This window comes from Acinetobacter sp. ANC_7553 (assembly GCF_056779895.1).
Genome location: NZ_JBWYIV010000006.1, coordinates 1 through 17,582, shown reverse-complemented (window position 1 = coordinate 17,582; position 17,582 = coordinate 1). Strand labels below are relative to the sequence as shown.

At 41.5% G+C, this 17,582-nt stretch carries 20 protein-coding genes; 4 read left to right on the top strand and 16 right to left on the bottom strand.

All coding sequences use genetic code 11. The features are described 5' to 3' along the window. Positions 1-94 precede the first annotated feature (94 nt). Entirely contained in the window at positions 95-1,582 is a 1,488-nt protein-coding gene (locus tag AC1M9I_RS06080) for a PAS domain S-box protein (RefSeq protein ID WP_481610831.1), read from the top strand. Then, positions 1,573-2,220: a response regulator transcription factor gene (locus tag AC1M9I_RS06075; protein WP_481587611.1), complete on the top strand. Its 648-nt coding sequence runs from the start codon at positions 1,573-1,575 to the stop codon at positions 2,218-2,220. Before AC1M9I_RS06080 ends, AC1M9I_RS06075 begins: the two co-directional genes overlap by 10 nt. A 35-nt stretch (positions 2,221-2,255) precedes the next feature. On the opposite strand, the gene AC1M9I_RS06070 is transcribed toward AC1M9I_RS06075, so the two are convergent. The 10 genes from AC1M9I_RS06070 to AC1M9I_RS06025 all read right to left on the bottom strand — a co-directional run bounded on the left by AC1M9I_RS06070 (position 2,256) and on the right by AC1M9I_RS06025 (position 10,613). Further along, the gene (locus AC1M9I_RS06070; RefSeq protein ID WP_481610830.1) at positions 2,256-3,254 is read right to left on the bottom strand and encodes a 2Fe-2S iron-sulfur cluster-binding protein; all 999 of its coding nucleotides are present in this window, start codon (positions 3,252-3,254) and stop codon (positions 2,256-2,258) included. Then, positions 3,254-3,586, bottom strand: coding sequence for a non-heme iron oxygenase ferredoxin subunit (locus AC1M9I_RS06065; RefSeq protein ID WP_481594930.1), 333 nt, complete (start codon positions 3,584-3,586; stop codon positions 3,254-3,256). The genes AC1M9I_RS06070 and AC1M9I_RS06065 overlap by 1 nt, the downstream gene beginning before the upstream one ends. Then, the gene (locus AC1M9I_RS06060) at positions 3,583-4,353 is read right to left on the bottom strand and encodes an SDR family oxidoreductase (protein ID WP_481594929.1); all 771 of its coding nucleotides are present in this window, start codon (positions 4,351-4,353) and stop codon (positions 3,583-3,585) included. The genes AC1M9I_RS06065 and AC1M9I_RS06060 overlap by 4 nt, the downstream gene beginning before the upstream one ends. Continuing rightward, a complete protein-coding gene (locus AC1M9I_RS06055) occupies positions 4,350-4,874 on the bottom strand; it encodes a flavin reductase family protein (protein WP_481610829.1) in 525 nt (174 codons plus the stop codon). The genes AC1M9I_RS06060 and AC1M9I_RS06055 overlap by 4 nt, the downstream gene beginning before the upstream one ends. Further along, entirely contained in the window at positions 4,861-6,132 is a 1,272-nt protein-coding gene (locus AC1M9I_RS06050; protein ID WP_481610828.1) for a styrene monooxygenase/indole monooxygenase family protein, read from the bottom strand. Before AC1M9I_RS06050 ends, AC1M9I_RS06055 begins: the two co-directional genes overlap by 14 nt. 34 nt (positions 6,133-6,166) lie before the next feature. Next, a complete protein-coding gene (locus AC1M9I_RS06045; RefSeq protein WP_092766726.1) occupies positions 6,167-6,658 on the bottom strand; it encodes a nuclear transport factor 2 family protein in 492 nt (163 codons plus the stop codon). 12 nt (positions 6,659-6,670) lie between these two features. Beyond that, positions 6,671-7,024 carry a hypothetical protein gene (locus tag AC1M9I_RS06040; protein WP_481610827.1) on the bottom strand — a complete coding sequence of 118 codons (354 nt, stop codon included), beginning with the start codon at positions 7,022-7,024 and terminating at the stop codon, positions 6,671-6,673. 11 nt (positions 7,025-7,035) lie between these two features. After that, positions 7,036-8,238: an aromatic ring-hydroxylating oxygenase subunit alpha gene (locus tag AC1M9I_RS06035; RefSeq protein ID WP_481610826.1), complete on the bottom strand. Its 1,203-nt coding sequence runs from the start codon at positions 8,236-8,238 to the stop codon at positions 7,036-7,038. A gap of 110 nt (positions 8,239-8,348) precedes the next feature. Further along, entirely contained in the window at positions 8,349-9,683 is a 1,335-nt protein-coding gene (locus tag AC1M9I_RS06030) for an acetamidase/formamidase family protein (protein WP_481610825.1), read from the bottom strand. Between the two features lie 45 nt (positions 9,684-9,728). After that, positions 9,729-10,613, bottom strand: coding sequence for a SphA family protein (locus AC1M9I_RS06025; protein ID WP_481610824.1), 885 nt, complete (start codon positions 10,611-10,613; stop codon positions 9,729-9,731). Positions 10,614-10,946: 333 nt separating this feature from the next. Here AC1M9I_RS06025 and AC1M9I_RS06020 point away from each other — a divergent pair, with 333 nt between their 5' ends. After that, positions 10,947-11,429: a nucleotide triphosphate diphosphatase NUDT15 gene (locus AC1M9I_RS06020; protein ID WP_481610823.1), complete on the top strand. Its 483-nt coding sequence runs from the start codon at positions 10,947-10,949 to the stop codon at positions 11,427-11,429. On the opposite strand, the gene AC1M9I_RS06015 is transcribed toward AC1M9I_RS06020, so the two are convergent. From AC1M9I_RS06015 to AC1M9I_RS05995, 5 genes are all read right to left on the bottom strand, one after another. Next, entirely contained in the window at positions 11,416-12,540 is a 1,125-nt protein-coding gene (locus AC1M9I_RS06015) for a hypothetical protein (protein ID WP_481610822.1), read from the bottom strand. The genes AC1M9I_RS06020 and AC1M9I_RS06015 overlap by 14 nt on opposite strands. Before the next feature lie 70 nt (positions 12,541-12,610). Continuing rightward, complete coding sequence (ureC, locus tag AC1M9I_RS06010; RefSeq protein ID WP_481610821.1) at positions 12,611-14,311, bottom strand: urease subunit alpha; 1,701 nt, start codon at positions 14,309-14,311, stop codon at positions 12,611-12,613. A gap of 12 nt (positions 14,312-14,323) precedes the next feature. Continuing rightward, positions 14,324-14,632, bottom strand: coding sequence for an urease subunit beta (locus AC1M9I_RS06005; RefSeq protein ID WP_481607781.1), 309 nt, complete (start codon positions 14,630-14,632; stop codon positions 14,324-14,326). A 22-nt stretch (positions 14,633-14,654) separates the two neighbouring features. Continuing rightward, positions 14,655-14,957, bottom strand: coding sequence for an urease subunit gamma (ureA, locus tag AC1M9I_RS06000; RefSeq protein ID WP_481610820.1), 303 nt, complete (start codon positions 14,955-14,957; stop codon positions 14,655-14,657). Positions 14,958-15,053: 96 nt separating this feature from the next. Beyond that, on the bottom strand, positions 15,054-15,929 hold the full coding sequence (locus AC1M9I_RS05995; protein ID WP_481597566.1) for an urease accessory protein UreD: 876 nt from the start codon (positions 15,927-15,929) through the stop codon (positions 15,054-15,056). A gap of 242 nt (positions 15,930-16,171) precedes the next feature. On the opposite strand from AC1M9I_RS05995, the gene AC1M9I_RS05990 reads away from it, so the two are divergent. Continuing rightward, on the top strand, positions 16,172-17,107 hold the full coding sequence (locus tag AC1M9I_RS05990; protein ID WP_481609975.1) for an LpxL/LpxP family acyltransferase: 936 nt from the start codon (positions 16,172-16,174) through the stop codon (positions 17,105-17,107). A gap of 22 nt (positions 17,108-17,129) precedes the next feature. On the opposite strand, the gene AC1M9I_RS05985 is transcribed toward AC1M9I_RS05990, so the two are convergent. Next, on the bottom strand, positions 17,130-17,582 hold a 453-nt coding region (locus tag AC1M9I_RS05985), incomplete at its 5' end, for a hypothetical protein (RefSeq protein ID WP_481610819.1).

Sequence of the window (17,582 nt, the reverse complement as noted above, 5' to 3'; positions counted from 1 at the left end):
AATGCAGTATTTACTTATAAAAAAAATGATTTATCAGTGACGATATTTCACCCTATACCCGATAGCCGGAAGCCATCTCAGGTAAGGACCTACAATGACCAGCTTACAATATTATCAAACTATTTTTGATAAAGCGGGCGATGCAATTTTTGTACATGATATTGGCAGTGTCCAATTTATGGATGCCAATGAAGCCGCTGTAGAACTTACTGGATATAGTAAATCTGAATTGACACAAATGAACGTTGAAAAGATCAGTGCTTTTCAACATGGTTTTGATTTGCATCATGCACTCCGAAAAGTTCAACAGGCCGCCAATACAACAGACGAAGCAATCACATTTGAATGGTTAATAGAGTCTCAAGACCAACGTCATATCCCAGTTGAAGTATGTCTTAAAAAAGTTGAGATTGAAAATGAACCAAAGCTTCTCGCTCTAGTACGTAACATCAGCGAAATCAAAAAGTATCAATATGCTCTACAGTCTAAAGATCAATATTTCAAAATGCTGCTTGAGCATTCGGGAGATGGAATTGCTATTCTCGACTTACAAGGCAAACTACTTTATGCCAGCCCATCATTACAAGGTATTCTTGGTTATCGGGATCGCTTTGTACTCAATAAGAATGTGTTAACTGCAATTCATCCTGATGATCGTATTAAAGTCAGACAGCTTCTATTTAAGAAAACAGAACAACGTGCAGTTGGTGTGATTCATTACAAAATCTTGCACCACAATGGAAAATGGCGACACCACGAGGCAACCTATCGTAACTTATTAGATCACCCTGATATTCAGGGAATATTGGTGAATTATCGTGATATCACTGAGCGTATTGAAGCTGAAGAAAAAGCACGTGCTCGTGAAAAGCAACTTGGTCATATGTCACGTTGCAAAACGATGGGCGAACTGGCTACAGCGCTCGCCCACGAATTAAATCAACCACTGGCTGCACTCAACAATTACGTTGGAGGTAGTATTATTCGCATTCAAAACGGTTTAGCCAACACACAAGAGACTCTTGATGCCCTCAATGCTGCTTTAAATCAAACACATCGCGTCAATGGCATTATTCACAGCATGAGAAGCTTTTTACGTAAAGGCGAAGCGAATTTCCAGATTCATTCTGTGAGTCATCTTATTCAAGAGTTACATCCTTTGATTAAGCTTAAAGCAGATCAAGGTGGATGTACCATCCATTATGAATTAAGTGTTTCGCCTATTTTTATATCAGCAGATGAAACGCTCTTTAGCCAAGTCATTATCAATCTCGTCTTCAATGCGGTCGATGCTCTACAAACTAACCCTGAGGGTGAAAGGGACATTTATATCCGCACTTGGCAACATAACCAACATGCTCGAATTGCAATTGCAGATAATGGGCCTGGACTCGAAGGGCAAAATCCAGAACAAATTTTTGAATCTTTCTATTCAAGTAAAAACAACAGCATGGGTATTGGCTTAACTCTGTCTCGAAGCATCATTGAAAACCATCATGGTTATTTATGGGTCTGTGAAGGTGAGTCCGGCGCTATTTTTAATATCTCTCTGGCAGCACAGGAGCGTACAAAATGTATTTAACCAATTCTCATGTTCCCGAGCCCATTGTGTATGTGATAGATGATGATCAAGACATTTGTAATTCACTCACATGGTTGCTCGATTCCGTGCAACTCGAAACCAAAACATTCAATAGTGCTACTGAATTCCTGAATTATCAGCGCCCGCAAACGCCTGCATGTTTGATTCTTGACATTCGTATGCGAGGAATGAGTGGCTTGCAATTACAACAACAATTGAACCAACAAAAAACCCGTATGCCGATCATTTTCATGACTGGCCACGGCGACATTCCAATGTCGGTCAACGCGATGAAAGCTGGAGCATTTGATTTTTTAGAAAAACCTTTTAATCCACAACATATGCTTAATCAAATCCAAGCCTGTCTACAACTTGCTGAACAAGATTTTATCGAAGAAGAAAAACGTCAAGAACAGATGATTAAATTGAAATCTTTATCACCAAGAGAAAGTGAGATTATCAATTTATTGGTCGATGGACTTTCGAGTAAACATATTGCACAAATGTTGAATATCAGCCATAAAACAGTAGAAATTCACCGCACTCATATTCGTCAGAAGTTAGGAACTGAATCTATCGCACAGATCGTCAATATGGTCTTGATGTGTCGTGATCGCTCAGTACCGGCGATGGGTTAACCATCGCCTGAGCGGGAGAAAGATGATATGTTCGATTAAAAAAAACGATCAAAATGAATTTGTTGTTGTGGAATACCAGCTTGGTGAGCCATTTGTTCAATTGATTTCACCATCGGTGGTGGACCTGCACAATAGATTTCATGCTCAATCAATTGTTCACCTAATACATCTTGAATGACATCATGAATAAAGCCTGAACGGATACCTTCAATGAATTCAGAGGAGGTTGCAGGTACATAATTGAGGCGTTCCCCTAATTCTGTCCAGTCACGTAATTGATTTTCAGTGAACAAATCACGCTGTTCACGTCCACCATGGAAAAACCAGACTTTGTGATTTTTCAAATGTGGATTGACTGCAACACCACGTGCAATCGCTAACATGGGGGCAAGACCTGAACCGCCTGCCACACAGACAATCGGACGAGCTTGTTCTTGTAAATGTGCTAAACCGTATGGACCATCAATTTGTATTTCTGCTTGTTCACGCAACTGTTCATCAAACAGTACATTGGTCATCTTACCATCAGGAACACGGCGGATTTGGAAGACCCATAAACCGTCGTCATTCGGCAGATTGGACATCGAATAGGCACGAAGTAACTCTTGATTCACCCAAACTAAGGCATATTGTCCTGGGATAAATTGTGCAGGTTCATCGGATTGCAAATGCACTTCCAAAATATCATGAGTCACCAATTGCACATGTTTAAGCTTCACTTTTTGTACTTTTGGAATCACTTTGGGTACGCATTTTTCATCTAAACGAAGCTTAATCACGCAATCCGATTTAGGACGACATTGACACGCCAGTAACCGACCTTTACGTTTATCACGATCGCTTAATCCAGGTGCATCTGCCCATAAATTTTCCACTTCACCTGACAGGACTTCGATTTTACACGTCCCGCAACCACCAGCATTACATTCGTAAGGAATGCCTAACCCTTCACGTAAGCCACCGCGGAGCAATACATCATCCGCTGCGCAGTTGAATGTGCCTTGACCTTCAATTTGAATTTTATACATCGGCATCACTCTACCAAATAGACTTTATCTTCACGCACGATGGATTGATAGGTTTTCAGTGGAATCGTACATGGCGCCCCACAAGGTTCACCTGTTTTGATATCGAATGCACCTGCATGAAATGGGCACTCCACTTCACAGCCATCAATTTCACCATCTGCCAATGATGCATCACCATGTGTACAGGTATCATCGGTGACATAGAACTCGCCATCTTCTAAGTGAAATACTGCCAATGGCGGATAACCGTCAATGATGACTTGTAGTCCCTCACCCTGTTCCAAATCAGAGGTTGAACACAAAAATTTCTCAGCAACATTGGTCATTTTAATGTTCATTGGCTTAACTCCTCTATGGGTGAATCTGTGGCTTCAGGACCTAGAATGTGATAACCACCATCGGCATGAATCACACTGCCTGTCAGTAATTTTGCTTTCGGGCTACACAACAAACTTAATGCTTGTGCGACTTCCTCTGCATCCGCAATACGCCCTAACACATGGAAACGTCCTGCCACGCGGTCCGTCTTGGTACGGTCTCCGCCAGAGATCATTTGCATTGGTACTGACCAAGTCCAACCTAATGAGAGTGCATGTACACGAATACCATCTTGCGCTAGATCAAGCGCCATGCTTTGTGTGAGTTGTTCTAAAGTTGCTTTAGACGCTGGATAGACCCAGCGTTCTTTTTGTGCAATGCGTGCACTGACACTGCTAATATTGATCACTGCACCATCAACGCTGGCCTGCAGCAAAGGTCGACATGCCTGGACCAGTGCTGCATGACCAAACACGGTCACATTAAAAGTATTTTGCCAATCTTGACGTGTTGAGGCAGATCCATGATCTTCATACAAACACGCCAAATTCACCAAAATATCTAACTGTGTTAATTTGGCACTTAATGTGCGAATACTGTCATCATTAGCGAGATCTAAAAATTCATATTGCGCTTGGGTTGCGTCTGCCACTTGCTGACCTTGTGTTTGATTAATGTCGGCAACAATGACTTGTGCACCTAAGCTTTTTAATTCTTGCACCACGGCTTGACCAATGTGCGTTGCACCACCTGTCACCAGGACCACTTTGCCATTTAAGTCTGTCATGAAACCTCCTTGTACTCAGGCCATTCATTAAATTGACCTTTGCAGAACAACAGTGGACGTTGGTTACTGTGACGACATTGCTCAATTTTTCCTAAGAAAATTTGATGATCGCCTGCTTCAATTTGTTGTTCACGTTTGCAAACAAACTGCACCACACAACCTTCTAAAATAGGTGCTTTCGAACCTTGAATTTTCCACGTACCATACTGAAATTTGTCCGCAATCGGCTTAGCGAAGTTTAAGCCTACTTCCTGCTGATGTGCACCTAAAATATTAATGGCGAAGTATTCAGCATTTTCAAAAATAGATCGGCTTGGAGAGTGATTGACTAAGCTCCATAACACCAATGCAGGATCTAAAGACACTGAACTAAAGGAATTAATCGTCAACCCTACAGGTTGTTGATCTTGGTCTAGGCAAGTGACGATCGCCACTCCTGTCGCAAAGCCACCAAATGCCTGACGGAGCGATTTCGCTTCCGCCAGATCAACATCCTGCCAAAGTAATTCAGGCAGCTGCATGTTGAAACTCCTTTCGTGACAAGTATTCTTTTGCCCCAGCTTCACCATCTACCGCTGGCCAGAAACCACATGGATTGTTGAAATGCCCCATAAAGTCATCTGCAATCGCTTGGTTTTGTGATGCTGCACCTAACACTTGCAATAAGCTCTCGCTTGGTGGATTTAATAGCAAGTTAGTGAATTCTGTAGTATATCGACCTGATTTCTCCCAGAATTGTTCAAAGACTTCCGACATCCAATCTGCGCTAAACGCTTGATCACCACGCGCTAAAATTGCCTCAAGATAGTGTTCTACCATTCGAGTTGCATTGTTCGCACCTTGACCAGCGATTGGATCATTGACAATCACAGTATCCCCAATGCCCCAGATTTTCGCGCCGTTGTCTAAGGTTGCAACAGGGTCACGGACTTCTGGACGGAATGCACCTTTCAACCATGCATTTGGATCGCTTAATTCCATATTGTCGACCATACGAAAACTTTGGTCAGGCGTAACTTTGGCAACTGCTTCTTTCATGCGTTGGACCATTTCTTCGCCATTGGTGACATCATCGAAGATATCCATGGGTCCATTCGGCACACACTCAAAAAGGAAGCTACGACATGGGCCATGTGTGTGGCTGTAGAATGGCATACTGAAGTATTCACCTGCACCTGCCACGAAGTTGAAATGTAAGGTTTGTGAGGGTTGACCTTGCCAACTATTTGGACCACACAAATCATCACCGACTACGAGTGCAGCAGCCAATTTACGTGGCGGCGTTTGATGCACTGAACGTGTTTCATTGCGTTTGAATAAACTCGTGATATTGCCCTTACCTGCCGCCAAAATCGTCAAATCATTTTCAGCAGTGATTACTTCCAAATCTTCTGGACTGACATTTTGAATGATGAGCTTGCCACCACGGCGCGGATATTCCTCTAACCAACGGTGATATTTGGTTCGTTGGTCCATGGCAATACCGTCATTATCATGTAAAAAACCAGTCACAGGTAACATGATATCGCCGTTTGGTGCACGAAAATCGACATGCAATGCTTGACCACGATGCGCTTTCCCATCCCAAAAATTTAAGCCCAATCTGCGCTCTAACTCTAAAGTTCCTTCAAAAAACATTGTGGTACTGACCATACGACCATGTAACAACTCATCCGCAGGGCGATCTACATATAAAGTGACATCATATTTGTTTTCGAGTAGCGAGAACGCCAGTAATAAACCTGCTTGTCCACCACCGATAATTGCAATTTTTCTCATCCTAAATTCCCCTTAGGCCGTATTGATTCAGTGCCTATTTAACTGTGTTCGGATAGGGTTGATTGAAGGTCAAATTCAATTCGACGCGTTCAAATTTCCATTCACCCTGCTCATTCCGACTTACTTCTGTTTTATAAAATCCACCTAAGCAACAGGTCGTTGCAGGTTTAACTTGATCTGTTGCGGCTGTTGTTGATTCCTCGGCTAAATTACAGACTTCCCATAACATCCAAGTTGCCTTTGCATGGTCTTGATCTAGGAGCTGTATATCGGGCATGGCCATAATATGTAAGCTCCATAACACTTGAGCCTCTGCAATATTGGACAATGCCTCTAAAATATTTTGACGTCCTTGATACTCCCCAAAACCCTTAGCACACCAAACGGCATTTTGGTGAAATACATGCTGTAAAATGGCTGGATTGTTGCGCTGATCAGCCGCTGTTGCATAGCGACCGATCAGGCCACGAATCGCCTCGCAGGCCTCCAGATAATGCAAACGCTGTTCTAGATTGTGCTGGCTCATCCTGTATTCCTCTTAAACGTTGACCACGTCACCAGTTTCATAAATGAAACGGTTCTCCGCAAATGCATACGGTACGCCAACTGAACCCTTATAAAGCTCGATGTGTGGTGCAACTTCAGCAAAGCTGAGACTTAACCAATACAACTTATGAAGCTCTTCAGGTAAGGTCCCTAGGACATATTGATCGAGTGCGGCAAGTAGCTTGCGCATTTCGGGCAAAATAGCATCGTAAAAAGCTTGCAGTTCGGCTGTAGTCGAATTTAAGCGTGCTGCATGACGTTGTTTCGATGTCCCTAGAGCCCATTTCGCGACAAAAGGTTCTAAGCTTGCAAAGTCAGCAGGCAATTGTGAAATGATGTTTGACATGTGCATTCTCCTTATGCGCGATTCAGGTATTGTTCAAGAACGTGGTAACCGTGACGAATCAAGATTTCTTCGTCTTGTAGATGCATCACTTTTTTCGCTCGAGACTCAAGTGCTTCTTGGGTATCTTCCATGGTGGCGGTATCTTCTAACCACGCATTACGTTGTAATACTTGTGCAAACTCTTGCGCCCAACGCTCTGAATAGGTTTTCGCTTTAGGCAGGTAATAGCGACCCTCCCAACGGGTTTGGTTATGACCGACCGGCCAGAACTGATGGGTGAACCATACACCTTCAGTCACATGCACCAAGATATTTGGGAAAATGACAGATAATTCAAACGAGAAGTCATCACGATCATTTGGATTGACTGATTTAGGTAGCTGAACACGTTCATAGTGATTCACCAATGATGCGCCAGTGATCTCACCTGACAATGCAGCCGCTGGTTTTGGATTGGCGTTTTTGGTTAAGCACACAGCGCAAGTACGATGATCACCAAACAATTGCACTTCTTGTAAACCTGATGCGAATACATTCGGGAAAGAGCCTGCATGAATGGTCGCCACGTGATACGCTTCAGCAAATGCGTCATGAGCGACTTTCCAGTTACAGTTCAGAACTGTGTTATAGGCAAAGCATTCTTCCATTTCATGGAATGGATAACCGCCTAAATGCTGTCCCATACCACCTAAGAATTCTTCTACCGATTGAGTGCCATCATTATCCAAATTGACGAAAATAAAACCTTCCCAGACTTGGGTACGAATAGGTGCAAGACCGTTATGACCTTTATCAAAACAAGAAGTGAATTTTTCTTCTTCAGGTACACTAACCAAATCACCTTTAGCATCGTAAACCCAGCCATGGAAACGGCAAGTCACGACTGCAGCTTTATTTGAACCAAAAGTTTCATTGCCTGTTTCCACCACAACTTTATTGCCACGGTGTGAACAAATATTATGAAATCCACGAATTTCACCATCTTTACCGTGCATTAAAATGACTGAGGTTTTAGCAAAATCTAAGCGTTTAACTTTGTAGTCGCCTTTCTTTGGTATTTCTTCTACACGCCCCACTTTCAACCAAACTTTTGAGAAAACTTTTTCAATTTCCTCTTGATAGATCTCTGGCGAAATACATGGTTCGGTTGGAATAGGCTCAATACCAAGTTCTGGATATAAATCGCCCCAACGGAGTTTTGCATTACTGTTCATATGACATTCCTGTTCAAGTTCTCGTTTCTAAGTTTTAAGTTCAGTAAATTTCATGCTTATTTACGAACAGCGTTTGAAACACGCCAATCAAACGCCGATGACGTGATGAATTAAAGTTGGTAATGTTCGCGAACTAAGTTTGCGATCCCGAGTTTTTCTAAAATTGGCATTGGGCATAAGAAGGTTGCACGTACCATTCCTGGTAAACGACTGATTTCGATAGAGCCTGTGATGGTGCAACGGTTCATGACCTCATCCACACTTAAACCTGTGATTTTTGCCGCTCGATTTAAAGCATTGTCCGTTGCATCATTGAGGTTCTTACCTGTTCCCATAAATGTGATTGGACCACTTTCCTCAATTTCAGTTTGTCCCCAACGCGCACCTAAAGCTCTCACTTTTTCACGCTCTTCCTTGGTAAATGGACGTGCCATTGGTGGTAAGTCATCTGGTGCTTGAAGCAAAATTGGACCATCAATAGTTAAGCCTTTAATCACTTCCACTTGTAATTCTGTTTCGCCTGAAACGTCCGTGGCATGTCCTGCAATTTCGCCATTGCCTTGTTGCGCATGCATATCCCCCATATACACACCCGCACCCGGTACTTTCACAGGACAAATCAAAATACAGCCTGGACGAATCGAATTGGTATCCATGTGACCGTCTGTTTTGGCTACGATAAGTTCTTCTTCAGTCATTCCGAATTTATGCGGTGCATCAATCAAATACTGACCAAAGTCGTGGCAGTTGTGAGAGTCTGGTAAATCACGTGAAGGTGTCGTACCAATATTTCCGAGGAATGGACGCATGTGTGCAGCAACACCCGGCATGTCGGCACGCGCTAGTGATAGAATAGAATGCTGTGCAGCATGTTCAGGTAATGCAGAAAGCTCATTGGCATTACCAGCTAACTTGTTGGCAATCTCTTGATTGACCGTCAAACTCACTTTATTTTCTTCGTCCAACACGATCACATAACCATGTGAAAAGCGAAAAGCACTGACTTCTGCACCACAGTTTTTACAGTGAATCGCGTCGTCGCCAATCCCTTCTACATAACTTGCAGGCTGTTCAGTACCACATGCCTCACAGTATTTCGCAACAAACGGATCGCCTTTATAACGCCCCTCAACAAATTGCATCACACCCGATGAGGTCGCCGTAGAGGTCACATGCATGTGTTTTATCTTTAAAGCGACAGCATCACCTACCTCTGCACCTTCAATAAAGACAGGGAGTGTCACTTCATGACCACCTTGGAATGCAGGTGTAATCATTGGACCCCAACAGCCAGGCGGTGTGCCTGTTTTTAACGTTCCACCATTTTTTAAAGGTCCCAGCATACGTTGGCTTGGTCCCACAATACCGCCTGAAAACTCATTCACCACTAAATAATCGACAGCTCCAGCACTGCCTGCTGCATATTCTTGATTCTCAATTTTCATGGCCTTACCTCTATATGCTTGCTCTAATGTTTAGGTAACAATGTTTTAAAATGGGATGGTGATATCAATTGCGAACTTCTGACCTTCTGGTCGGTTTTCAACATCAAATTCTTTTTGATATTTCGCTGCGATTGCATACCCTTTAGGGAATTGATAGCGAACTTGCGGACCTATGCTGGCTGCTTTAGCTTTAAAATCACCTAAAACAGCACCTTCACCTGAGTCACCTTCAAGCTGACGATGTACGTAACCCCCAACACCAACCGCCAAAGGTCCCATGTGTTTCGCGACTAAGTAATCGACATGCAAAGCATTACCCGACTCGTATTTAGTATCTTTATTCTCGAAATTGATGTCATACATCCACTTGGTACTGACTTCGATACCTTGTTTATTTAAGTATGTGGTCGAGATAATCGGTTGAATGGTGTAATAATTACGCCCAATATTTGCGAGTCTATTTTTGTTGTAAGAGCCAACTGGAATATAAAAGTCGATACCTGTAGCCACATGCCAATCCCCTTTATGCCAACCCAATAAGAATGGATCGATAATGAGATCACCCATTGACATGTGATCATCTTGACGACCACCTAATGTAAGATCTGCATGGGCATATACAAGGAATGCATGCATGCCCCATGTCGCGCCTAAAAATGTTTTGTCACTGACATAGACACCACGAGCAACTGTGGCAAAAGTATCAATTTTAAAATCATCAAATACTGGATGATCATTTTTAAATTTATCTGCGTTGTAGTATTGGTTATAACTGACGAGATACATCCCAGGTGGCGGCATTGCTCCACCAAAAAAACTCTCTGTCCCATCAGGATAAGCACTTCCGCCATTTTCAGCGGCAAGCGCTAAACTTGCACTACTGAAAAGACATATGGTCAATGCCACAGAAGTTAGATATTTCCTTACCATTTACCGCATCCCCCTCGTTGCTAAATTCCTTGCTGGCGATGTTCTAAATCGTCTAGCGCATGTCTTAATCTAGTCTTGAAAGGAGGCAGGGAAATATAAGGATGAATCTATGTTGAATTAAGGGATTATCTTGTAGAAATATTGACTTTTTCTCACTGGTATAGAGGTTTTAGAGAAATAAAATAGGTTTTCTTCACTATAGTGATAGGTAAAATTCCCTATAAATGTGAATGATTTTTTATTTAAATTACATGTTTTGAAACATTTGAAAGTTAGCGTTGTCATATCGCTGTTGTACTTTGTAGAACACAGAGCAGCTAGATGTGCACAATCATGAATATTAAAAGCAACTCCATCATCGGCGTGGGCATCATGTTGATTGATCAACGTCAAAAAGTTCTATTGGGTTATAGAAACAAAATTGATGAACCTGCCTCATGGTGTTTTCCGGGTGGAAAAATGGATGCGCATGAATCAGTTGAAGATGCTGCAGTACGCGAATTGTTAGAGGAAACTGCTTTAGATCTGAGTCAATATATTGAGTCTATTCAACCCTTAAATACGATCATTGATCAAGATTCTGAGGCAGTAAAAGTTACGTTCGGAACGATTTATCAACTTTTAGATGAACGTTTAAAAACTCAAATTTGCGTGACAGAACCTGAGATTTTTGAGCGTTGGGAATGGTTTAGTTTTGATGAGCTTCCACAACTACTTTTTCCTGAAACTGAAGTGATGATTAAATATTTTTTAAATCAGCCTCAGGAAAAAAGATGGGCTGTTTACTCAAACCAATCCAACGCTAAGACTTCCTAAATTCACTTACTAATTTCGCTAATTGCTCCATACCATCAAAAGTGGTTGGAATCTTTTCATCTGAAGAAACGAGCGGTGAGAAGATAATATTTTCGAATTTTTCAAATCCAGCTTTATTTTTTGCATGTAGCTTTTCTGAATCTTCCGCATAATTATGAATAAATTGACAAAGTGCCATACGAAGTTCAAGTTGCATCATTTGGGATTGAACTGAACGCTTATCTTGCAATGAAATTTTGACTAAATATAAGGTTATTAGAATTAAGGTTATAAAAGGAATTGAAATTAGCCACATACTTGAAGGTAAATTACCTTGAAAATATATAAGTGCTCCAATTAAAATTATAAGTTCAAAGAAAGGAACCATGAACATAACTGTTGACACAAAACCGTACATGTCTTTCGTTCTCTTTAACTCAACTTTCTTTTGATCATATAATTGTTGGAAACTTTTATTCAAAAGAACAAAATCATAAGTTGTTTTATAACTTTCTAACTTTTTTTCTAATTCTTTGACTTCATAAATTTTCACATCAAATGTTGAATTCCAACCGCTGATCAAATCAGATGCCTTCTCTGATTCTTTAATCAAAGCCTTATAGTCACTAAAATCTTTTTCTTCTAAAAGTTTTCTAATTTCATTCAATTTAGAGTTACTATAAATTTCGCCACATATAACGAAAGGTAATTCATCTACGAAATCATAATGCGTTTTAAACTCTAAATATCTTTGATTTTTTTCAGTATAAATAAAGTTATAAAAATTTCTTACTATAGGATTCTCTTGTTCATTTTCTTTAATTCCACGTCTAAATTCCCATTCTTTTAAATATACAAATAAAGTCAACGCTCCATATTTTAAAAATGCTAGATCATCTGAGATTATGTTTTCGCTTAGCTGACTTAAATCAAATGCATTCCACTTCTTAGTTTCATTTAGATTCTCTTCAAGGTAAATTAAATTCTCTTCTGAGAAAAAACTCTTTAATGATCTAACACTATGTGCCCATCTCTTCAATTCTTCCTCTTCCCACTTTAGTTTCCCTTGGGATACTTCGAATAACTTATTTAGTGTTTTTTTTGACTCATCAGAAAGAAAAGAAAAGCCCATACCACCCTCTTTTTATATATGTATATAATTTTATTATAAATAAAAAGCCCCTGAAATGGGGCTTCCAGAATTAAAACAAGAAATACCTTTGCGCCATGGGCAATACTTCCGCAGGCTCACAAGTCAGCAACTTCCCATCGGCTCGCACTTCATAAATTTCAGGATCAACCTCCATCACAGGACAATAGGTATTTAGTTTCATATCTTTCTTCTGAATATCGCGTGTACCTTTACATGGACTGATCAACTTTTTCAGACCCAATTTTTCATGTACACCTGCCTCAATGGCGACTTGGGATAAAAAGGTGATACAGGTGTTATGCACACCGCGCGCATTTGCCCCAAACATCGGACGATAATGCACAGGCTGTGGTGTTGGAATCGAAGCGTTAATATCTCCCATCGGCGCAGCTGCAATCATGCCACCTTTAATAATCATCGAAGGCTTCACCCCAAAAAATGCAGGCTTCCACAACACTAAATCTGCAAGTTTCCCCACTTCAACCGAGCCAATTTCATGGCTTAAACCATGCGTAATGGCAGGGTTAATTGTATATTTGGCGATATAACGTTTGACCCGATTATTGTCATGCGTGGCATTGTCACCTTCTAAAGGACCCCGCTGTATTTTCATTTTATGTGCGGTTTGCCATGTGCGAATCACCACTTCACCAACTCTCCCCATCGCTTGCGAGTCTGATGACATCATGGCAATGGCACCTAAGTCCTGCAAAATATCTTCTGCTGCAATGGTTTCACGTCGAATACGACTTTCCGCAAATGCCACATCTTCAGAAATCGCAGGGTCTAAATGGTGACACACCATCAGCATATCCAAATGCTCATCAATGGTGTTGATGGTATACGGACGAGTTGGATTGGTGGAAGATGGCAACACATTCGGCTGACCAATGGCTTTTAAAATATCAGGGGCATGTCCACCGCCTGCGCCTTCGGTATGGTAGGTGTGAATGGTACGATTTTTAAATGCAGCCAAGGTTTCTTCCAAGAAACCGCTTTCATTTAACGTGTCAGTATGAATGGCCACCTGCACATCAAATTCATCGGCAACACTCAGGCAATTATCAATCGCTGCGGGGGTTGAACCCCAATCTTCATGTAGCTTTAAACCCACTACCCCTGCACGAATTTGCTCACGAATTGGGTCGGGCTGACTTAAATTACCTTTACCCAATAAACCAATATTCATCGGTAAATCATCTATGGCTTGAAGCATCGTCCCGATATGCCAAGGCCCCGGTGTCACTGTAGTTGCAGAAGTCCCTGCCGCAGGGCCTGTACCACCACCAATCATGGTGGTCACACCGGACATCAGTGCCGTTTCCACTTGCTGCGGGCAAATCCAATGAATATGCGTATCGACACCGCCTGCGGTGAGAATCTGTCCTTCACCAGCGATCACTTCCGTCGCTGCACCAAGTGGAATGGTGATATCGGGCTGAATATCTGGATTTCCCGCTTTCCCAATTTTCCAAATGCGACCGCTCTTTAAACCGACATCAGCTTTGACAATACCCCACCAATCCACAATCAGCGCATTGGTAATGACCGTATCCGCAACATCTTCAGCCAACAGTTGTGATTGTCCCATGCCATCACGAATCACTTTACCACCGCCAAACTTCACTTCCTCACCATAGGTAGTGAGGTCTTGCTCAACTTCAATAAACAGCTCAGTATCCGCGAGACGAACTCGATCACCTACCGTTGGACCAAACATTTCCGCATAAGCACGGCGTGACATTTTCATTATTATTTTCCCTTAATCCAACTTACCCATAACACGACCCGCAAAGCCATACACCTCACGCTTACCTGCGAGTGCAACAAGTTCAATATCTCGACTCTGTCCTGGCTCAAAACGCACCGCTGTACCTGCCGCAATATTCAGTCGATATCCTCGTGCTAACTCACGATCAAACTGCAACGCATCATTCGCTTCAGCAAAGTGATAATGTGACCCAACCTGAATCGGTCGATCCCCTGCATTTGCTACCGTCATTTTGAGCGTTGCCCGTCCGACATTCATTTCAATGTCTGTATTGGACGTAATGATTTCACCTGGAATCATATTTAATTTTTCCTCTCAGACATCACACAATCGGTTGATGTACAGTGACCAGTTTTGAACCATCAGGAAATGTCGCTTCCACTTGGACCTCTGCGATCATTTCAACCACGCCTTCCATTACTTCATCCCGTTTTAGCAATGTTGTTCCAAAATGCATGAGGTCACTCACACTCATTCCATCACGTGCACCTTCTAATAGTGCGGCAGAAATATAAGCCACTGCTTCTGGATAATTCAGCTTTAATCCACGGGCCTTGCGTCTTTCCGCTACAAGCCCCGCAGTAAAAATCAGCATTTTGTCTTTTTCTGTAGGTGTTAGTTCCATAATGCTTTCCTCACTATCTTTAAATATTGATGCAAGATGTGTGCTCAAATGTTTGTGTTAAAACAACTTAACTATGTTGCTATGACAAGAATAAATTTATGTGCGCCAAATTCTTGGGAACTCTTCATCAAGATCAAACCAATAACGACGAAGCTTTGCACGAATTGCAGCAAATGCATCATGACACTCACGTACATCATCTCCGAGATAACGTGCGGTTACGACGTAATCGAGTAATGTCAATGTGACGTTAATATTCATACGCATGATTAATTCACGAATTTGATCAATATGTTGATCAAGATAGAAATTTGACCGGTATTGTTCTGGAGGCACTGCCCAAAAACTGGCCATCACTGCATGACCGTTCATCCCTAAACAGGACTTTAACCAACGATCATTGCCTTTAAAATTTAAACAGTCTGCAACCAATATTTTCTGATTTTGATAAAGCTGAAATTTATTTTGGTAAGCACCCTGCGAGAAGGTTTCATGTCGTGCTTGCCGTCCAATCACCAACATATCCCAACCGATAAAACTGGCAGCAGCGTCCAAATGTACGATTGTTTCTGAATTTGCATTCGCACCATTAAAGAGCATCGTCTCTTGAGGAAGCCATTCGAAAATCGCCTCATCTTGGACATGAATATGAATATGTTGAAATGCTTGTTTAAGATTGGTTTTGTACCACTTCCCTGCGCCAGGTGTGGTAACCAAAGCATGCGAATCCTGATCTATTTTTATTTCAAAGGTAAGATGATCTCCACCAGCAATTCCAGCAGGTGGATGAACAATAATGGCGTGACATACTCCTGTTTTCTCAGGCCACAGCATCTTTTGCACGCGAACAGGTCCAAAGTGCTTACGATGCGCCAAAATTGTGCGATTTGAATCTTTGGTAAAACCTAACTCTAATTTAGCAAACCAATACTGTGCATTTTTGACTGGCTCATTGAACAATACTTGATTCATTCACGGTCATCTTCGTATTCATATCATTTTCAGTAAATGTTCTGCAAAAATTGCACCAAGTTTGCTCAAGCTAATTTTGGTTAAAGGTTCTTAGGCACTTAGGCACTTAATGTTGATATTGATGAGTAATTCATGTGAAAAATCTAAGAACGTTTTTCTAAAGAATCCGATTGTTGCCTTCGCCGAAAAAAACAGTTCGTGCTAATATAGTGAATTACCTTAAATTGTTATCAAGTTTGAATATGAGTAAACAGAAAAACTACCAACCGGGAGAGTTCCAGTGGTCTTTCTTAATGCCAAAATATTGGGGCATTTGGATTGGTATTATATTTCTGATGCTCCTTGCAATATTACCTTGGGCAATTCAGCATCGTTTAGCGTATCTGATGGGAAATGTAGCTTTCAAATACTTGCGTTCACGTCGTGAAACAACTTTAAGAAATTTAGAAGTCTGCTTTCCTGAATGGATGCCCGAACTTCGTTATGAAAATGCTCGCCAAGTCTTTATTGATCAAATGGTCGGTGTTTTTGAAACACTGAATGCTTGGTATTGTCCCAAATGGTTTAAAGATCGTGTAACGATTGAAGGTTTAGAACATATTCAACAAGCGCAAGCTGAAGGGCGTGGGGCTTTACTACTTGGTACACACTCTACTCTACTCGATGCAGGTGGATATGTCTGTGCCCAGTATTTTGATCCAGATGTCGTGTATCGTCCGCAAAATAATCCATTGCTAGATATGCTGATCTACCGTTGTCGTGCCACGATTTATACCCATCAAATCGACCATGATGATATGCGTGGATTAATCCGTCATTTAAAAGAAGGACGACCTATTTGGTATAGTCCCGACCAAGATTTTGGTCTTAAACAAGGTGTTATGGCACCCTTTTTTGGTGTACCCGCAGCCACTGTAACTGCACATCGCCGTATATTAAAAATGACCAAAGCTGCCGCGATTCCACTTTACTTCTACCGTAAAGGTGATATTACAAATCCGAAATATCATATTTTGATTGAACCTGCTTTAGACAATATGCCAAGTGAAGATGAAATTGCAGACGCGACACGAACAAATTTGATTATTGAAAATCAACTTCGTTTAGCACCAACCCAATATATGTGGTTCCACCGTAGATTTAAAACACGTCCCGAAGGTTTTGAAAAAATTTATTAAAAAAAGCGGCGGAGCCGCTTTTTTATTGTGTTTCTAATACATCTGAATTTTTATCAGTATCAGGCTTTTTCGCCTCTACCATCTTATAGCGGTTGATACGACCTAACTCATCTTTTAAAGTGATATGCTGCATGTCCAAGACATTTAATATCAGCTTTTCTGAAGTTTTATTTTGATTCTGATCTGTCCAATTTACATTGAACTCCGTACCTAAACGAGTCCATTGATTTGCATGAATTTCACCGACAGCAACAGGGGTTACAAATTTTGGTACTTTTCCGTTGAGATCAATTTGAATCTCTTTTAAATCCACCCTTGGACATTGCTCAGCAAAACATTGATAGGCTGCTGGTTCAGGCGTTACTTTTTGAGCAAAAGACTGTGCTTTAGCTTCTTTAGCTTCTTTAGCTTCTTTAGCTTCTTTAGCTTCTTTAGCTTCTTTAGCTTCTTTAGCTTCTTTAGCTTCTTTAGCTTC